Consider the following 17,472-nt stretch of genomic DNA (forward strand, 5'->3'; position numbering starts at 1 on the left):
CGGACCTGGGGTTCGGGCACCGTCAGACGGACTCTGAGGCGGTGAGGGCGCGTACGGCGTCGGCGACGGCGCGGAAGTCCTTGCGCAGGATCTTGGAGTGGTTGCTCGGGACCTTCGCGCTGACCTGGATGTTCGGGTTGCGGACGAGGGCCGGGTCGAGGTTGGCGCGGATCTTCTCCATCAGGTCCGCGTCGCCGCCGAGGTTGCCGCCGGTGGCGAGTACGTACCGGGCCGGGACGGCCAGGCGGTCGAGGACCGGGTCGAGGGCGGCGGGTGCGCACAGTTCGTTGGCCTCGATGTTGATCTCGGCGTGCTGTGCGGCGCTCATGCGCGCGGCGAGGCCGAGCGGGCGGGCGAGGGGGAACAGCGGGCTGAGCCGGCGGAAGAGCCTGCGGATCTGCTCCCGGCCCGCGTCGTCGAGCCATGCGTGCGGCAGGGCGCCGTCCACGGAGACCAGTCCGAGGACGCGGTCCGGGTGACGGGCGGCCCAGTGCACGGCGATCATGGCTCCGTAGGACCAGCCCACCAGGATGGGCCGTTCCACGTTCCTGGCGGTGAGGACGGCGTCGAGATCGCGCAGGCACGCCTCGAACGAGTAGTCCGTGGCGCGCTCGGATCTGCCGCGGGCGCGCTCGTCGTAGGTGATGTGCCGGTAGTCGTCGCCGAGTTCGGCGATGACGCGCCGCCAGTGCGACTGGTCGGCGTAGGAGCCGTTGAGGTAGACCACGGGGCGGCCGGGGCCGCCGGTGTCGGTGACGGCGAGTGCGGTGTCGTCGATCGGCACCATGGCGGTTCCGGCGGATCGGTCGAGTGACATTTTGGTGCTTCTCCTGGGTGGGAAGTGGTGCGGTGGGGGTGGAGGAGGTGCGGCCGCGCACCTCCTCCTGGTTCCGGCGGGCCCTCGGGGCCGGGCGCGGTTCAGAGACTGCGGGCGGTGATGTCGCCGTAGGACGTGGTCGCGTGGATGTTCAGGCCGGCGGCGGCGCCGTCGGTGTTGCGGAGCGCGTTGTGGATCCGGCCGTAGGCGGTGTCGGCGTCCAGGGTGGCGGAGGCTCCGCGGGCGGCGCCGACCGAGATCGCGCCGTGCTCGGTGCGCAGCGTGACCGTGCCCCCCATGGCCTCGGTGATGCTGAGGTCGCCCTTCTGGGTGCTGATCTCCGCGGAGCCGCCGAGGCGGCCGACCGAGACGTCGCCGGCGAGGAGGGTGAGGCGGGCGCCCGCGGTCTCGTCGAGCTTGACCGCACCCTGGGCGCCCTCGAAGGTGACGTCGCCGAGACGTCCGACTCCCCGCAGCTCGGCGGCGGCGGCCTTCGCCTCGACCCGGGAGCCGGCGGGCAGCTGGACGGTCACTTCGACGCGGCCGGAGCTGCCGAGGATCCGGTTCTTCGCGGGTGAGGCCTCGATCCGCAGGACGCCGTCGCGGTATTCGACCGTGGTCCGCTCCGCCGCCTGGACGTCCTGGCCCTGTGCGGCGTCCACCGGCAGGACCTCGACCGTGGTGTCGGCGCGGTCGGCGGCGATGAACCGGATGCGTCCTGCGGGGATGTCGAGGACGGCGGCGATCGGGGCGGGGGTGGTGAACTTGCTCTGCATTTTCTTCTCCTGCGACTCGTTGTTTCCGATGACGGAAAAGCTACGTTGCATTCCAAGTCCCGGCAAGAAGTTCGTTGCACGCTATTTGCATTCTCGCTGGTCAGCGGCAATTAATCGTTGCGACCGCTCTCGAAGCGAATGCAACGAGGAGGGGTGTTCGTTGCAATGGACTGGAGGTGAACGCTATGCTCGAGGCCCACGGAGACGAAGGAGACCGACGATGCCGGGAGGCAGACTCACCCAGCAGGAACGCCGGCAGATCGCACTGGGGCTGGCCGACGGCCTCGCCTACGCGGAGATCGGCAGACGCCTCGATCGTCCGACCTCGACGGTCACGCGCGAGGTCCTGCGCAACGGCGGCCCCACCGCCTACCGCGCCGACCTGGCCCACCGCGCGACGGAAGCGCGTACCCAACGGCGAGGGCAGGCCGCACCCCGGGGGCCGCAGGCGCCCCCGCAGGAGCACGGACGGGACGCCGAGGCCCTGCGCGCGTACGAGGAGACGTTCACCACCGTCCTCATGCAGGCGGGCACGCCCAAGATGATGGCCCGGGTGCTGGTCTGCCTCTACACCACAGACGCGGGCAGCCTCACCGCGTCCGAACTCGTCCGGCGCCTCCAGGTCAGCCCGGCGTCCGTCTCCAAGGCGATCGCGTTCCTCGAGGGCCAGGGTCTCGTCCGGCGGGAACGCGAAGAGGGCCGCCGCGAGCGCTACGTCGTGGACGACGACGTCTGGTACCAGTCGATGATCGCCAGCGTCCGGGCCACCGCCCTGCTCGTCGAGACCGCGCGGGAGGGCGTCACCGTCCTCGGCCCCGACACCCCGGCCGCGATCCGCCTCGAGAACATCGCCCGCTTCGTCGACTTCGTCAACGAGAGCATCACCCGCGCCGCGGAACAGGCCCGCGAGATCCTGCACACGAAGGCCGAGGCTCCGTCAGGCGGCGTCGCCGCGAGCGGGCCGGACGCCGTGAGCGGACCTCCGGGCGCTGACGCGCCCTGACCGGGGGCGGAGCAGGCCCGCCCCGCCCCCGGGGGCGGGGCGGGGCGGGCGGATCGCAGGGTGGGGTGGTGCCCCGGAGGGACCGCTCAGCGGTCCGAGGTGGCCGGCTGCTGGTCGGCGGGGGCGCCGAACCAGGTGGGGAGGTGGGCGAGGAGGTCCTCCTGGGACGCGCCGGCCCAGGCGACGTGGCCGTCCGGGCGGAGGAGGATCGCGGGAGCGGGCAGGGCGGCCAGGTCCTCGGTGCCGTCCACGACGTGGTCCACGCGGTCCGCCCAGCCTTCCACCGAGAGGAGGCCCGTCCGGTCCAGGAGGAGGCCGCGGCCTTCGTGCATGAGGGAGTACAGGCGGCCCTGCTTCAGTTCGACGTCCCGCATGCGGCGGCCGAGGAGGTCGGGGCCCTCACCGAAGTCGTAGCGGACGTCGACCGCGGTGATCATGCCGGTGACGTACCGGTTGACCTCCTCGAAGTCCATCAGCTTCGAGAACAGCGCCCGCAGGGCGGTCGGGCCCGGTTCGCCGCCCATCAGCGTGATCTGCGCGCGGGTGTTGTCCAGTACGGCGGCGCCCACCGGGTGGCGTTCGGCCTCGTAGGTGTCGAGGAGGCCTTCCGGGGCCCAGCCGTCGACCGCGGCGGCCAGCTTCCAGCCGAGGTTGAAGGCGTCCTGGACGCCGAGGTTGAGGCCCTGGCCGCCGGTCGGCGGGTGGATGTGGGCCGCGTCGCCGGCCAGGAGGACCCGGCCGACCCGGTAGCGCTCGGCCTGGCGGGTGGCGTCGCCGAAACGGGAGAGCCAGCGGGGCGAGTGCACGCCGAAGTCGGTGCCCGCGAAGGCGTGCAGCCGCTCCTTGAACTCCTCGAGGGTCGGTTCGGCCGTACGGTCCTCGGACACGCCGTCGGCGGGCACGATGACGCGGCACAGCCCGCCCTGGGTGGGGACGACGCCGAAGCGGATCTGGGTCTTGTTGACCTCCTTCACGGCGGCGGCGATCACCGCCTGATCCTCGGTCACCTCCATCTCGCCCAGCAGGGTTTCGACCGTGGCGGCCTGGCCGGGGAAGCCGACGCCGAGCAGCTTGCGGACCGTACTGCGGCCGCCGTCGCAGCCGACGAGGTAGCGCGAGCGGAGCCGGGTGCCGTCCGCGAGCTCCACGGTGACCCCGTCCTCGTCCTGGCTCAGCCCCGCCACTTCGCAGCCGCGCCGGATCTCGGTGCCCAGTTCGAGGGCGCGCTCGTTCAGCAGTCGCTCGGTGACCGGCTGCGGAGTGGCGACGCCGTACGGGTGGGCCGTGTCCAGCTGCTCGGGCCACGCCTTCATGATGCCGCCGAAGAGGCCGCCGACCTGGAACTTCTCGCTGACCGCGAGGAACCTGTCCAGCAGGCCGCGCTGGTCCATCACCTCGACGCTGCGCGCGTGCAGGCCCTGGCCGCGGGACTGCTCGGTCGGCTCCGTCAGCTTCTCCAGCACGACGACGCGCACCTCGTGCAGTCGCAGTTCGGCGGCCAGCATCAGACCGGTCGGTCCACCGCCGACAACGATCACGTCGATCATCAAGGTTCTCATTTCCGCAGGTCCGGGCTTCAGGGAGTGATTCTGCGGGAGGAGAGGGGCCTTGCCGCAAGCCCCCTGGTGCGCTATATCTTGAACATGGCAAGGAGTGGTCACCCCTCCTTGCCTTTCGTCGTTTCAGGCGCCGGGCGCGGCGAAGAAGGCGCGGACGTCCTCGACGAAGGCTTCGGGCTGCTCCATCGAGAGGAAGTTGCCGCCCCGGTCCAGTTCCGTCCAGTGGGTGATGTGGTGGTCCCGCTCGGCGAAGCGGCGGATGGCGATGTCGGTGGGCAGGGCCACGGCCACACCGGTCGGGACGGTGCCGCGCGGCTTGGGGGACCAGGCGCTCGGGTCGTGGCCCGACTCGTAGTAGAGGTTCGCCGAGGAGCCGGCCGTGCCGGTGAACCAGTAGAGGCTGATGTTGGTGAGCAGCCGGTCGCGGCCCACAGCGTCCTCGGGGAGCTCGCAGGCGGGGTCCGTCCACTCCTTGAACTTCTCGGCGATCCAGGCCAGTTGGCCGACGGGTGAGTCGTGCAGGCCGTGGGCGAGGGTGTGCGGGCGGGTGGACTGGATGGCGACGAAGCCCATCTTGTCCTGCTGGAAGTCCTCCAGCCGGGCGAGGCGCTCCTGCTCGGACGCGGTCAGGCCCTCGAGTTCGGCGGGGTCCCCGGAGGGGAAGGTGACCAGGCCGTTGACGTGGACGCCGATGATCCGGTCGGGAGCCCGGCGTCCCATCTCGGCGGCGATCCAGGCGCCGCCGCCCGTGCCCTGGACGCCGTAGGAGTCGTACCCGAGCCGGGCCATGAGCTCGACGAACGCGCCCGCGATGCGGCCGGTGTTCCAGCCCGCCCCGGCGAGCGGGCCGGAGAAGCCGGTGCCGGGGGTGGAGGTCACGATGACGTGGAAGTGCTCCGCGAGGGGTGCGACGACGTCGGTGAACTGGACGAACGAGCACGGCCAGTCGTGGAGCAGGAGCAGCGGGACGGCCTGCGGGTTCTGCGAGCGGACGTGGAGGAAGTGGATGTTCTGGCCGTCGATCCCGGTGGTGAACTGGGGGAACTCGTTGAGCTCGGCCTCCGCCTTGCGCCAGTCGAAGCCGTCGGCCCAGTACGCGGCCAGGGCCTTGAGGTAGTCGGCGGGCACGCCCCGGGTCCAGCCGGTGCCGGGGATCTCGCTGCTCCAGCGGGTGCGGGCGAGGCGGGCGCGCAGGTCGTCGAGCTCGTCCTGCGGCACGTCGATGCGGAAGGGCTGGATCCGGGCGTCGGTGTTGCTGCTGTTCTCCATGGGTAAGACGATATTCTCGATATAGGCACGGTACGTTCCTAATGAATCGGGAGGGTGGGCCTCGTGTCCGACACCTCCGCACGACTGCTGCGCCTGCTGTCCCTCCTGCAGACTCCGAGGGCCTGGCCGGGGTCCGAACTGGCCGAGCGCCTCGGGGTGAGCGGCCGTACCGTCCGCAACGACGTCGACCGGCTGCGCGAGCTGGGCTATCCCGTGGACGCCACGCGCGGAACCACGGGTGGCTACCGGCTGGGTGCCGGGGCGGCCATGCCCCCGCTGCTCCTCGACGACGAGGAGGCCGTCGCGGTGACGGTCGCGCTGCGCACCGCCGCACAGGGGGCCGTACCCGGTGCGGAGGAGACCGCGCTGCGGGCGCTGGGCAAGCTGGAGCAGGTGCTGCCCTCGCGGCTCCGGCGGCGGGTGCGGGCCCTGGCCGCCTACACCGTGGCCGTACCGGCGGACCGGCCGGTCCCGACGGTGTCGGCGGACGTGCTGAGCGTGCTGGTCTCCGCCTGCCGCGACCGCGAGCGGCTGCGGTTCGACTACCTGGACCACGCGGGTTCGGCCACCCGTCGGGTCGTGGAGCCGTACCGGGCGGTGAACTGGGGGCGGCGCTGGTACCTGGTGGCGTGGGACGTCGAACGCGAGGACTGGCGGACCTTCAGGGCCGACCGGATCGAGCCCCGTACGCCGACCGGGCCGCGGTTCGCCCCGCGCGAGGTCCCGGGCGGGGACGTGGCGGCGTACGTCTCCCGGCGGGTGTCGGGCGCGGCCTGGCGCCACCACGCGCGGGTGACCGTGCACGCGCCGGCGCGGGCGGTGATCGAGCGGATCAACCCGGCGGTCGGCACGGTCGAGGCGGTCGACGCGCAGAGCTGCGTGCTGGTCACCGGAGCCGACACGGTGCAGACCCTCGCGGTCCATCTGGCCCTGCTCGACTTCGACTTCGATGTCACGGGGCCGGAGGAACTGGTCCTCCACCTGCGCCGGCTGGCGGACCGTTACGCGCGCTCCACGCCGCCGCCGGCGCGCTGAGGGGCCGGTTGACGCGGGGCGCGCACCCCTGCCCGCGGGGCCGCCGGTCAGGGCCTGGGGTCGATGCCGTGCGTCGGGGAGTTGTGCAGGGCCGTCGCGCTGTACGCGTTCCGGTCGCGGTGGGCCTGTTCCCTGCGGGCCTGCTCGATCCGCAGGCCCTCCGCGGTCTCCGTGCGCCGGTTGCCGCGGCGCAGCAGGGTCCGCACCATCCAGAGCGCCGCCAGGCCCATCACACCGAAGAACACACCGAGTTCGATCACGACGCCCCACCCCCGTACGAGAAGTCAGGAGCCGACCTTACCCAGGGGGCGGCGACTCCCGGAAGGACCGTCCCGCGCCGTGACCGGCGCGGGGCCGCGGTGCTACGCGGTCCGCGGGGCCGACTGCCGGGCGCGGTAGCGCTTCATGAACGTGAACATCCGCTGGACCGCGACGATGGGGACGATCCAGTTGCAGACCACGTCCAGGCCGGTGTTGTGGGGGGCGGTCGACGCGACGAGGTGGGCGAGGGTCATCAGCGCGAACACACCGCCCCAGGCCGCGGAGAAGAGGCGGTTGGTCTTCTTGAAGGCGGGGGTGTTCCACACGATCCGGGGCGCCTCCTCGCGGGCGTACTGCTCGGTGAAGGGCAGCACGGGCAGGGTGAGGAAGATCAGCGCCGCCAGGGCGCCGGTGGCCACGGTGCGGCCGTTGTCGGTGACGAAGGCCTGGGCTCCGTGCCCGCCGGCGAAGGCGAGGGCGGAGAGCGCCGCGAAGGTCGCGATCCCCATGGCGTCCAGCATCTTGGGGCGGCCGGCGAGCAGCGAGGGGACCGCGGCGGCGAGGGCGACCAGGGCCGCGAGAGCGGCGGACCACTGGGCGGCGACGCCGTTGCCGGCCGCCAGCGTGAAGACGATCCAGGGGGCCAGGCTCAGGAGGGGGTTCGACTTCATGGCTTCTGCCGTCTCTGCTCGGGTGGTCGGGGCCGTCCGACGGGGAGGGTCCGGGCCGCCTACGGGATATTCCAGTAATGACAGGTCGAATGTAGAAGCTGCCATTGTGACCTGTCAAGAGTGGAAGGTAGGGTGGGGTCATGAGCCTTCGCCACGCACTCCTCGGCCTGCTCGCCGAGCGGCCGTCCAGCGGCTACGACCTGATGAAGCTGTTCGACACCACGCTCGCCAACGTCTGGCGGGCCACGCAGAGTCAGGTCTACGGGGAACTGACCCGGATGACCGACGCCGGACTCGTCGAGGTCTCGGCCGAAGGCCCCCGGGGGCGCAAGGAGTACACGCTCCGCCCCGAAGGGCGTACCGAGCTGCAGCGCTGGCTGACCACTCCCGCCCAGCCCCAGCCGCTGCGCAGCGAGTGGATGCTGCGGGTCTTCTTCCTCGGTCTCCTGCCGCCCGATCAGGCCCGCGCGCAGCTCGTGCGCATCGCCGAGGCGGAGGCCGAGCAGATCACCGAGCTCGAGGGCCTGCTGGCCTCGCGCGACTGGACGGGTGACCCGCTGTCGGTGTCCGGGCGGCTCGTGCTGGAGTACGGACTGCGCGGCAGCGCGATGAAGCGGGAATGGGCCCGCTGGGCCCTCGAGCAGATCCCCGGGGACCGGACGCCTCCCGCCGGGGCCGGCGCGCGGTAGTCGCCGGGCCTGACGGCATCGCGGACACCGCTGACCGACCGCACCCGGTTCTTCTCGTACGACCGGCCCGGCAGCCGAACGGCGGCCGGGCCATGCGGCTTTCCGATCACACTCCGAGCAGGCGGGTCAGCGGGCGGCGGGCCAGGACCAGGGAGCCGGCCACGACGAGGGCGGCCAGGCCCAGGGCGAGGAAGTAGCCGGGGCCCGGGACCTCGTGGCCGGAGACCTTGAGGGCGTTGCCGCCCACCCCGCCGCCCAGCGCCCCGGACAGCCAGAACAGCGAGACCATCTGGCTGGTGAAGGTGGCGGGGGCGATGGCCGTCGTGGCGCTCATGCCCACCGGGGCGAAGGCGACCTCGCCGGCGGCGAGGAGCAGGAAGGACGTCACGAGCCAGAGGGGAGAGACGCGCTCCCCGCCGGAGGCGGCGAGCGCGGCGAGCGCCATGAGGAGGTAGGCGCAGCCGGTGGAGCCCATGCCGACGGCGTACTTCACGGCGGTGGGGATCCGGTCTCCGGCACGCTTCCACAGCCAGGCGAACACCGGCGCGGTGACGAGGACGAAGAACGGGATCGCCGCGTGGAACCAGCTGGCGGGCACGGTGGTCCCGAACACCTCGCGGTCGGTGGACTCCTTGGCGAAGAGGGTGAAGACCGAGCCGCCCTGGAGGAACAGCGCCCAGAAGACCGCCGAGGCCAGGAAGAGCCAGATGTACGTCTTGACCCGGGTCCGCTCCCCCGCGCTGAGCAGGGGGTTGCGGATGAGCCGCCAGAAGCAGACCACGGGCGAGACCACGCACAACAGGCCGATGAGGGCCATGACGTGGCCGATCTCGAAGGCCCCCAGGAGGGCGTCCGTCCCGTAGCCGGCCAGCACGAGCGCGGCGGCCGCGAGGGAGAAGCGCAGGACGCGGGTGCGCTGGAGCGGGGTCGCGAAGCGCTCGGGCGCGCTGCCGACTCCGGCGAAGTGGCGGGCGCCCCGGACGTACTGCACGAGTCCCGCGCCCATGCCCAGGGCGGCCAGTCCGAAGCCGAGGTGCCAGTTCACGCCCTCGCCGACGGCGCCCACGACGAGCGGGGCGATGAGGGCGCTGACCTGGACGCTCATGTAGAAGATGGCGAATCCGGCGTCGCGGCCCGCGCGGTCCTGGCGGTCGTAGAAGGCGCTGAGGAGGCTCGCCATGTTCGGCTTGAGCATGCCGGTGCCCACGGCGATCAGCAGCAGACCGGGGTAGAAGAACCCGGTGACGGGCACGGCCATGGAGAGGTGGCCGAGTCCGATCAGGACGCCGCCGTAGAGGACGGCGCGGTACGAACCGAGGATGCGGTCGCCGATCCAGCCGCCGGGCACGGAGGCGATGAACACCGAGGCCATGTAGAGGCCGAAGAGGAGGGCCGCGTCCTCGTTGGACATGCCGAGGCCGCCGTCGGCGGACGGGGCGGTCGCGAAGAGGACGAGGATGGCCGACATCCCGTAGAAGCTGAAGCGCTCCCACATGTCCGTGCCCCACAGGGTGAGGAACCAGCGGGGCTGGCCGAGCAGTCCGGTGGCGGACTGTTCGGACGGATGCGGCGCGAGGCGGGGCTGGGTCGGGGCGGCCATCGGTCTTCGTCTCCTCTCGTGCGTACGGTTTTCACCCGGGCAGGGGCAGAGGGTCGCTGCGGTCCTTCGGGGACGGGTCGACGGAGGCTCGCGGACGGCTCGCGGACGGCTTGGGGAAGGCGAGGGGAGCGCGCGGGCTCGGGCGCGGGCTCGAGGGCGGGCTCGGAGCGGGCGCCGGGAGGCCCGGTGACGGATCGCACCGGCCCGGGGCGGATCGCGAAGGGCGGTACCGGCCGGGAAAAGGGTGCGGCGCCTGAGGAGGGGGGCCCAGGCGCCGCAGTGGGGAAGGGGGGATCCAGGGCGGTCCACCGGCGACGGGGCGGGGGGATGCTCGCCGTCGGTGGGGCCGCCCTGGCGCTTCGCCCCGCACACCGTCAGGAAAGCGCCTGCGGCTCGCGATGGACTACAGCAGCGCCGGACCTGCGCGGACACCGGGTGCTGACGGGCGCACGACCGGCGCGACGGACGCACGGCGGCGGACGCACGCCGGCGGACGCGGCCGCGGCGGCGCACGGACGACGGCAGCGCACGGCGGCCGGACGCACGGGCGCCGGACGCACGGCGGCCCGGGACGGAGTCCGTCCCGGGCCGCCCTGTGCGGGGTGAGGCAAATCAGCCGTGCTTCTCGATGTTGAGCTTGGGCAGGGCCTTGTCCAGGCCTGCCGGGATCCACCAGGCCTTGCGGCCCATCAGCTGCATGGCGGCCGGGACGATCAGCAGGCGGATGACGATGGCGTCGACGAACACCGCGACGGCCATGCCGAAGCCGAACTGCTGGAGCATCCGGTCACCGCCCAGCATGAAGGCGCCGAAGACCGAGATCATGATGAGGCCGGCGGCGACGATGACCGAGCCGGTGTGGGCCACGCCTTCGCGGATGGCCGTGTCGGGCTCCTTCGTGCGGTCCCACTCCTCGCGGACCCGGGAGACCAGGAAGATCTCGTAGTCCATGGAGAGGCCGAAGACGATCGCGAAGATCATGATCGGGAGGAAGGCCTCGATCGGACCCGGCTCGACTCCGAACATGCCCTTCTGGAAGACCAGCGTCATGGCGCCCAGCGCGGAGCCGATGCTCAGCAGGTTCAGCAGGGCGGCCTTGATCGGGATCAGGATCGAGCGGAAGACGATCACCAGGAGCACCAGCGACAGGCCGACGACGATCGCGATGAACACCGGCATGCGCTTGGCGACGGTGTCGGAGTAGTCGACGACGGCCGCGGTGGCACCGCCGACGAGGTACGTCGCCTCGTGCTGCTTGGCGAGGTCGGGCAGGACGTTGTCCCTCAGCTCGTGCACGAGGTCGGAGGTCTTGGCGTCCTGCGGCGCGTAGCTGGGGAAGACGATGACGGTGAACGCCTTCTGGTCGTTCGCCGGGAACGCGGGGGTGGCGGCGGCGATGCCGGGGGTGGAGTTGAGCTTGGCCGACAGGGCCTCTCCGGCCTGGCTGTCACCTTCGGCGACCACGACGAGGGAACCGTTGAAGCCGGGGCCGAAACCGTCCGCGAGGAGGTCGTAGGCCCGACGGCTGGTGGAGGCGGCGGGGTCGTTGCCGGCGTCGGCGAAGCCGAGGCGCATGTCGAGGGCCGGTGCGGCCAGTGCGCCGAGGGCGACCACGGCGAGCAGCAGGCCGGCCAGCGGGCGGCGCTGCACACCGGTCGCCCAGCGGCGCCAGGCGGCCCCGCCCTCGGCGGACTTGCCCTTGGCGACGCGCTTCTGCGCCTTGGCGGTGAACTGGCGGGCGAACCGCTTGCCGAAGATGGCCAGCAGGGAGGGCAGCAGGGTGAGCGAGGCCAGCATGGTGACCAGCACGGTCAGCGCGAGGGCGACGGCGGTGCCCTGGAGGGAACCGAGTCCCAGCGCCACCAGGCCGAGCAGGGCGACGATGACCGTGCAGCCGGCGAAGAAGACCGTACGGCCGGCGATGTCGAGCGCCTTGGCGGAGGCGTCCTCCGGGCTGGCCCCCTTGACCAGTTCGGCGCGGTAGCGGGCGAAGATCAGCAGCGCGTAGTCGATGCCGACGCCGAGGCCGACGAGGATCAGGATGTACGGCGTGTAACTGGCGATGGTGAAGACGTGCGAGACGATCACGATCCCGCCGAGGGTGCTGCCCACGGCGAACACGGCGGTGATGATGGGCAGTCCGGCGGCGATGATCGTGCCGAACATGATCGCGAGGATCACCAGCGCGGCGAGCATGCCGGTGCCTTCGGCGGCCCCGCTCTCCTGCTCGGCGATCTTGCGGGCGGCGTCACCGCCCAGCTCGACCTGCAGCTGGTCCGTCTGCGCCTTGCGCGCCGTGTCGAGGATCTGCTGGGTGTCGGCCTTCTCCATGTCCTCGGTCTTGCCCTTGAGGACGACGGTGGCGTAGCCGATCGTGCCGTCCTTGGAGACGGCGGCGGTCTCCGTGTACGGGCTCTGGACCTGGGCGACCTTGGGGAGCTTGGCGACCTCGTCCAGCATGGCGGTCACCCGCTGCTGGGTGTCGGCGCCGGCGAGGCCGGCCTCGTCACGCAGGACGATCTCCACGCTGTCGCCGACCTGCGGGGAGCCGTGCTCCTCCAGGACCTCGAGGGTCTGCTGGGTTTCGGTGCCGGGCAGCGAGAAGTCGTCGTGGTAACTGTCTCCGACGGCCGAGGCTCCGCCCCAGACACCGACCAGAATGACTGTCCACAGTAAAAGGGCAGTCCAGCGGTGGCGCTGGCTGAAGGCCGAGGTCCGTTCCAGAATGGTCTTGCGCGGGGGTGGCGGCGTGGCAGAGCTGCCGACGCCCCTGACGGGGGTGGTGGTCACCATGCACTCCTTGTCTAGGCAACTCGCCCAGATCTCCACAGCGGCGTCGAGTGCGGCCGGAGCCTCGCTCGAGCGCCGGGCGGATGTGCCTGGACGTCAGGTGGACTGGTTCTGGTTGTCTTGCTGGTTCTGGGTCTGGTCGTGCGTCTGGGGCCGGGTCTGTGTCTGTTCCTGGTCTTGCGGAGGGCGGGACAGGTGGAGTACGCGCAACACGCGGACGCCGTCCTTGGGCCGCGGGGCGTCGTGTCCCTCGTGCAGGAGGGTGCGACGGGTCACCGTCATGGCGGCCGGGTCGAGTTCGGTGAGGTGCGAGTGGACGGCGGGGTCTTCGAGGACGGCCAGGTGGCGGGCCTCCTCGGCGCGCGCGGTCGCTCTCAGGTCGGTCAGGGGGCCGAGCGGCTCGCTCTCGGAGAGGAGGTACGAGGTGCCTCCGGTGCCGAGGTGCTGCTGCAGGACGACGCCCGTGCGGACGGGCACGGGGCCGAACGCGGAGCACAGTCCGGCGTACTCGGCTCCGGTGAGGAAGGATCCGAACTCGGCCGGATCGGCCCATATGTAGAAGGGGGCGTAGCTGTTGTGGCCCTCGGTCGCGACCTCCGAGACGCAGAAGGCCTTCATCAGGAGTCCGGCCCGCCGGTCCCAGGGAGCCGAACGGTCGGCCACGCGCCGGGCGATGCCGGTCATGTCGTAGTCGGCCGGCAGGGTGATGGAGTAGTGGGCGGTCAGCACGGTCGGGGTCACCTCATCCGGTGTGGCTCTGCCCGGCGGACAGGGCTGCCGGTGACCGGAGTGTGACGTGACGCGCTAGAGCCGCGGTGGTGCGGTGGGTTCAGGGGGCGGCGGACCCGGGAGGCGGGAGGTGACGGGGTTCGGGAGATGACGGGGTCGGGAGGACGGGGGCCCGGGGGCGGCGGGCCGCGGGCGGTGGGGTCAGGAGACCGCGGTGGTCTTCGGGGCCTTCACCGGTTCGCGGGAGAGCAGCCGGAGGGTCTCGGTGTGGAAGATCTCGTTGCCCTTGGTGGTGACCTCCAGGAGCAGCTGCTGCTGTTCCGGGGTCAGTTCGGAGAGCAGCTTCCCGAGGGCGGCGCGGTATTCGGCGAAGACGGTCTCGACCCGCTCCGCGAAGGCTTCGGGGACGGCCTCGACGATGACCCGTCTGCGGTCCGCGGGGTCGGGGCGGCGGTGGACGAATCCGGCCTTCTGAAGGTGGTCTATCACCGCGGTGATGGCTCCTCCCCGGCTGAGTCCCACGCGCTCGGCGAGCCGGCCGGGGGTCATCGGGCCTTCCAGGTCGAGCAGGCTCAGGCAGTTGAAGTCGGTGGCGTTCAGGCCCACCGACTGGGCCACCGCGGACTGGAAGAGGACGGTCCGCGCGGCCTGCACCCGCAGTGCGGTCGCGAGCGACATCAGGGTGCCGAAGGAGCGGTCCCCGGTGCCGGAGGAGCGGTCTTCCCCGTCGCCTTGCGGTTGCATCCTCGAGCTGCCTCTCTGCCGGTCCGGTGCGGCCAGAGTACTGGCGAGGACTCGCACGTGTGCGGCCATTCCCTGCCGGTCAGCGGGCCTGCCGGGCGCGCAGGGCCCGGTCGACCCGGAAGCGTACGGCCTTGGAGGCCACCTGGAAAAGCGGTCCGGTGGTCGGGAAGGGCTTCACCCGGCTGTTCTGGAAGGACGCGATCAGCCAGCGGCCCTCCTCGCGGACCAGGACCATCGTCTGCCGTGACAGCCGCTTGGCGGTGATCTCGCGCTGCCAGGGGAAGAGCGCCGCTCCGGTGGAGACGACCACCGCGGTGTTCTCGTCGACCCGGCGGACGCTCTCGATCGTGTCGCAGAGCAGCCGGGTGCCGTAGAGCATCGTGCGGAACATCAGGTCGTGCATGTCCTCGATCTGCACCCGGCCGTCCAGCACGACCCCGTTGAACTGGACGTACGCGGCGTCCGGGGTGAAGAGCCGGGCGTAGCCGCGGGCGTCGGCGCGGTCCCAGTGGCCGGACAGCTCGTCGAGCAGGACGCGGACCTCGTCGCGGACGCGGGGACCGGTGGCGGTGCTGGTCTTCATGACGGAGCCTTTCGCTCTCATTTAGTGCTTCTCTGTTTCCGTGCATCTCTAATTTAGAGAGATCTAGTGGGCCGTGTCAACCCCGCCAGCCGCGCTTGAGCCGGTGTCGAGTCCCCTTCAGGACCATCGGCCCGCCCGTCAGAGGCACCGGAGACTTTCGGAAGAGGTGCATTCCCATCGACAACCAGGCACAGACGACACCGCGGGGTCCGGGCGGGCGCCCGGCTTTCCTGGACGTTTTCACCCCCATCGGGGTGCGGGTGGCGGCCACCCTGCGCATCGCCGACCACATCGCGGCGGGCATCGACACCCGCGACGCACTCGCCGCGAAGACCGCGACCGACGCCGACTCGCTGGGCCGGCTGCTGCGGTTCCTCTCCTGCCGCGGCATCTTCGAGGAGACGGCGGCCGGCACCTACGCGCTCACCGACACCTCGAGGCTCCTGCTGGACGCCCACCCCTCCCGGATGCGGCACTGGCTGGACCTCGAGGGCGCGAGCGGCCGCATCGACCTCGCGGCCTGCGGCGGCCTGCTGCACGCCGTCCGCACCGGCGAGCCCGGCTACGACCAGGTCTTCGGCCGTCCCTTCTGGGACGACCTCGCCGACGACCAGGCGCTGACGGACACCTTCAGCGACCAGATGGCCGCCGTGCAGGGCAAGCTCGCCCCCGCCGCCGCCGGCGCCTACCCCTGGGACTCGCTGGGCCACATCGCCGACATCGGCGGCGGCACCGGCGCCCTGCTCGCGGAGATCCTCAAGGCGGCTCCCGCCGCCCGCGGCACGGTGGTCGACCTGCCCGGGACCGTCGAGGGCGGCGCCGCCCGCTTCGAGGCCGCCGGCCTGTCCGGCCGTACGGAGCTCGTCGCCCAGAGCTTCTTCGACGAACTCCCGGCCGGCGCGGACATGTACGTCCTCAGCCAGATCCTGCACGACTGGGACGACGAGGAGTCCGTCGCCATCCTGAAGCGCTGCGCCGAGGCCGCGGGCGAGAACGGCCGCGTCATGATCGTCGACCGGGTCATCGCCGAGGACGAGGGCAAGCAGCTGAACACCGAGTACGACCTGCGCATGCTCGTCTTCAACAAGGGCCGCGAGCGCACCGTGGAGGAGTTCGCCGCCCTGGCCGCGCAGGCCGGGCTCAAGCTGCGCGGGGTCACCGGACTGCCCTCGTACCACTCGCTCCTCGAATGGGAGCGGGCGTGACGCCCGGGACACCCGGTCCCGAGGTACTGGTGGTCGGTGCGGGCCCGGTCGGGCTCTGCACCGCCATCGAACTGGTCCGGCGGGGCGTGCGCGTCCGGATCGTCGACCGGCGTGCGGAGCCGCGTACCGGCACCCGCGCCTGCACCGTGTGGCAGCGCTCGCTGGAGGTCTTCGACCTCATGGGCCTGCCGGTCGAGGAGTACCTCGCCTCGGGCGTGCCGTACACCTTCCGCACCCACCACTTCGCCGGGTACCCGCCGCACGTCCGCGACGCCGCCCAGCCGGGCACCCCGTACCCGCGGCCGCTGCTCGTCGGGCAGCAGGACACTGTGGCGATGCTCACCCGCCACCTGTCCGGGCTCGGCGTCGAGGTGGAGCGCGGCCTCACGGCCGTGCCCGTGGCGCAGGACGACGACGGCGTCACCGTGCGCCTCGAGACGGCCGACGGCGGCAGCGAACTGACGCGCGCGGGCTGGGTGGTGGGGGCGCAGGGCCCGCACAGCTCGGTGCGCGACGCGATGGACTGCGCCTGGGAGAAGAAGCACTACTCCGGCACCCAGCTGCTCCAGGTCGACGCGCGCTGGACGGGTTCGCTCCCGGGCGACCCCTCCCACTGCCACCTCTTCCTGACGCGGGAGGGCTCGCTGGGCAGCGCGCCGCTGCCCGACGGACGCCACCGCTTCTACATCGGCGTCGCCGACACCGGGCGGACCGGCGATCCGGAGGTCGAGGAGGTCCTGGAAGCCGCGCGCCGGGTCACCGGGGTGTACGACCTGGAGTTCCACGACGCCCGCTTCAACTGGCGGGTGCGGCTGTACAACGCGGTCGCCGGCTCCTACCGCGACGGCCGCCTCCTGCTGGCGGGCGACAGCGCGCACACCTTGATGCCGGTGACCGCGCAGGGCATGAACACCGGTGTCCAGGACGCCTTCAACCTGGGCTGGAAGCTCGCCGCCGTGGTCCGCGGCGAGGCCGGTGACACCCTGCTCGACAGCTACGAGGCGGAGCGCCGGCCGGTGGCGCTCGGCCTCGCCGAGCGCAACCACCGTACGTACTGGGGCGGTACGGGACCCGTGCCGCCGTTCGACCGGCTGTACGAGGCGCTCGACCACATGGGGTCGGGCCACACCGGCCTGCCGCTCGCCTACCCGGACAGCCCGCTGAGCGGGGGGCCGGACGGCGCGGCGGCGGCCGGGGCGACGGACGGGGCGGGACCGGTCGCGGGCGACCGCGTGCCGGACGCCGCGCTGCACTCCCCCGAGGGCCGGCTGTTCCGCCTGATCGGGCGGGGCTCCTGGACCCTGCTCGCCTTCCCCGCGGACCCGGCCGACCCGGAGTCCGCGGGCCTCGCGGCCAAGGAGCTCGCCCCGGCCGCCCGCCGGGCGGGCGTCACCGCCCGCGTGGTGGGCAACGCCTTCGGCGGCGCGGTCGGCGGCGGTACGCAGACCCTGGCGGACCCGGACGGCGCGCTGCGCGCGGCGTTCGGCGCGCAGCGCGGGGCGGTCCTCCTGCTGCGGCCGGACGGGTACGTGGCCTTCCGTGGCGGCGCGCGCGACGGCGCGGCGCTGGAGGGGCACCTCGAGGCGGTGCTGGGCCGGGCGGTGGCCGCGGCGCGGTAGGAGCAGGTGCCACAGAGGAGAGGGGGGGGGGGGGGGCGGGGCTGGGCGGGTGAGGCGCGGCGCGCCCCCGCAGAACTCTGGGAGCGAGGGAGGCCCAAGCTTCAGGTGTACGACTGGCGCGC

At 72.2% G+C, this 17,472-nt stretch carries 16 protein-coding genes; 5 read left to right on the plus strand and 11 right to left on the minus strand.

Translation table 11 applies throughout. From position 1 onward, the window contains the following. Positions 1 to 22: 22 nt before the first annotated feature. Together ACWF9Z_RS32170 and ACWF9Z_RS32175 are read right to left on the minus strand one after the other, a co-directional pair. The gene (locus ACWF9Z_RS32170; protein WP_453608149.1) at positions 23 to 817 is read right to left on the minus strand and encodes an alpha/beta fold hydrolase; all 795 of its coding nucleotides are present in this window, start codon (positions 815 to 817) and stop codon (positions 23 to 25) included. 101 nt (positions 818 to 918) lie between these two features. Next, positions 919 to 1,593, minus strand: a complete 675-nt coding sequence (locus ACWF9Z_RS32175; RefSeq protein WP_453608152.1) for a DUF4097 family beta strand repeat-containing protein — start codon at positions 1,591 to 1,593, stop codon at positions 919 to 921. 220 nt (positions 1,594 to 1,813) lie between these two features. Here ACWF9Z_RS32175 and ACWF9Z_RS32180 point away from each other — a divergent pair, with 220 nt between their 5' ends. Continuing rightward, positions 1,814 to 2,596 (plus strand): helix-turn-helix domain-containing protein, encoded by a 783-nt coding sequence (locus ACWF9Z_RS32180; RefSeq protein WP_453608154.1) that lies wholly within the window; start codon positions 1,814 to 1,816, stop codon positions 2,594 to 2,596. Positions 2,597 to 2,682: 86 nt separating this feature from the next. Here ACWF9Z_RS32180 and rox read toward each other — a convergent pair whose 3' ends face one another. Together rox and ACWF9Z_RS32190 are read right to left on the minus strand one after the other, a co-directional pair. After that, complete coding sequence (gene rox, locus ACWF9Z_RS32185) at positions 2,683 to 4,143, minus strand: rifampin monooxygenase (RefSeq protein WP_453608157.1); 1,461 nt, start codon at positions 4,141 to 4,143, stop codon at positions 2,683 to 2,685. Positions 4,144 to 4,278: 135 nt separating this feature from the next. Continuing rightward, the gene (locus ACWF9Z_RS32190) at positions 4,279 to 5,424 is read right to left on the minus strand and encodes an epoxide hydrolase family protein (protein WP_453608160.1); all 1,146 of its coding nucleotides are present in this window, start codon (positions 5,422 to 5,424) and stop codon (positions 4,279 to 4,281) included. 63 nt (positions 5,425 to 5,487) lie between these two features. Between ACWF9Z_RS32190 and ACWF9Z_RS32195 the strand changes: the two genes are divergently transcribed. Then, positions 5,488 to 6,459, plus strand: a complete 972-nt coding sequence (locus ACWF9Z_RS32195; protein ID WP_453608163.1) for a helix-turn-helix transcriptional regulator — start codon at positions 5,488 to 5,490, stop codon at positions 6,457 to 6,459. A 47-nt stretch (positions 6,460 to 6,506) separates the two neighbouring features. On the opposite strand, the gene ACWF9Z_RS32200 is transcribed toward ACWF9Z_RS32195, so the two are convergent. Both ACWF9Z_RS32200 and ACWF9Z_RS32205 read right to left on the minus strand, forming a co-directional pair. Continuing rightward, positions 6,507 to 6,719, minus strand: a complete 213-nt coding sequence (locus ACWF9Z_RS32200; protein WP_453608165.1) for a hypothetical protein — start codon at positions 6,717 to 6,719, stop codon at positions 6,507 to 6,509. A gap of 102 nt (positions 6,720 to 6,821) precedes the next feature. Next, on the minus strand, positions 6,822 to 7,391 hold the full coding sequence (locus ACWF9Z_RS32205; RefSeq protein WP_453608168.1) for a hypothetical protein: 570 nt from the start codon (positions 7,389 to 7,391) through the stop codon (positions 6,822 to 6,824). Positions 7,392 to 7,531: 140 nt separating this feature from the next. On the opposite strand from ACWF9Z_RS32205, the gene ACWF9Z_RS32210 reads away from it, so the two are divergent. Further along, positions 7,532 to 8,080 (plus strand): PadR family transcriptional regulator, encoded by a 549-nt coding sequence (locus tag ACWF9Z_RS32210; protein WP_453608171.1) that lies wholly within the window; start codon positions 7,532 to 7,534, stop codon positions 8,078 to 8,080. Between the two features lie 106 nt (positions 8,081 to 8,186). Here the strand turns inward: ACWF9Z_RS32210 and ACWF9Z_RS32215 are convergent, their stop codons facing one another. The 5 genes from ACWF9Z_RS32215 to ACWF9Z_RS32235 form a co-directional block, all read right to left on the minus strand. Then, positions 8,187 to 9,680 (minus strand): peptide MFS transporter, encoded by a 1,494-nt coding sequence (locus ACWF9Z_RS32215; protein ID WP_453608174.1) that lies wholly within the window; start codon positions 9,678 to 9,680, stop codon positions 8,187 to 8,189. Between the two features lie 612 nt (positions 9,681 to 10,292). Continuing rightward, complete coding sequence (locus tag ACWF9Z_RS32220) at positions 10,293 to 12,473, minus strand: MMPL family transporter (RefSeq protein WP_453608176.1); 2,181 nt, start codon at positions 12,471 to 12,473, stop codon at positions 10,293 to 10,295. A 93-nt stretch (positions 12,474 to 12,566) separates the two neighbouring features. Beyond that, positions 12,567 to 13,211, minus strand: a complete 645-nt coding sequence (locus tag ACWF9Z_RS32225) for a DUF4865 family protein (protein ID WP_453608178.1) — start codon at positions 13,209 to 13,211, stop codon at positions 12,567 to 12,569. 189 nt (positions 13,212 to 13,400) lie between these two features. After that, a complete protein-coding gene (locus ACWF9Z_RS32230) occupies positions 13,401 to 13,943 on the minus strand; it encodes a MarR family winged helix-turn-helix transcriptional regulator (protein WP_453608181.1) in 543 nt (180 codons plus the stop codon). Between the two features lie 79 nt (positions 13,944 to 14,022). Next, positions 14,023 to 14,526, minus strand: a complete 504-nt coding sequence (locus ACWF9Z_RS32235; protein WP_453608184.1) for an SgcJ/EcaC family oxidoreductase — start codon at positions 14,524 to 14,526, stop codon at positions 14,023 to 14,025. A 260-nt stretch (positions 14,527 to 14,786) separates the two neighbouring features. Between ACWF9Z_RS32235 and ACWF9Z_RS32240 the strand changes: the two genes are divergently transcribed. Both ACWF9Z_RS32240 and ACWF9Z_RS32245 read left to right on the plus strand, forming a co-directional pair. After that, complete coding sequence (locus tag ACWF9Z_RS32240; protein ID WP_453608187.1) at positions 14,787 to 15,731, plus strand: methyltransferase; 945 nt, start codon at positions 14,787 to 14,789, stop codon at positions 15,729 to 15,731. Continuing rightward, the gene (locus ACWF9Z_RS32245) at positions 15,728 to 17,350 is read left to right on the plus strand and encodes an FAD-dependent oxidoreductase (protein WP_453608190.1); all 1,623 of its coding nucleotides are present in this window, start codon (positions 15,728 to 15,730) and stop codon (positions 17,348 to 17,350) included. Before ACWF9Z_RS32240 ends, ACWF9Z_RS32245 begins: the two co-directional genes overlap by 4 nt. Positions 17,351 to 17,472: the final 122 nt, after the last annotated feature.

The sequence above is a fragment of the Streptomyces sp. NPDC054961 genome (assembly GCF_053609145.1).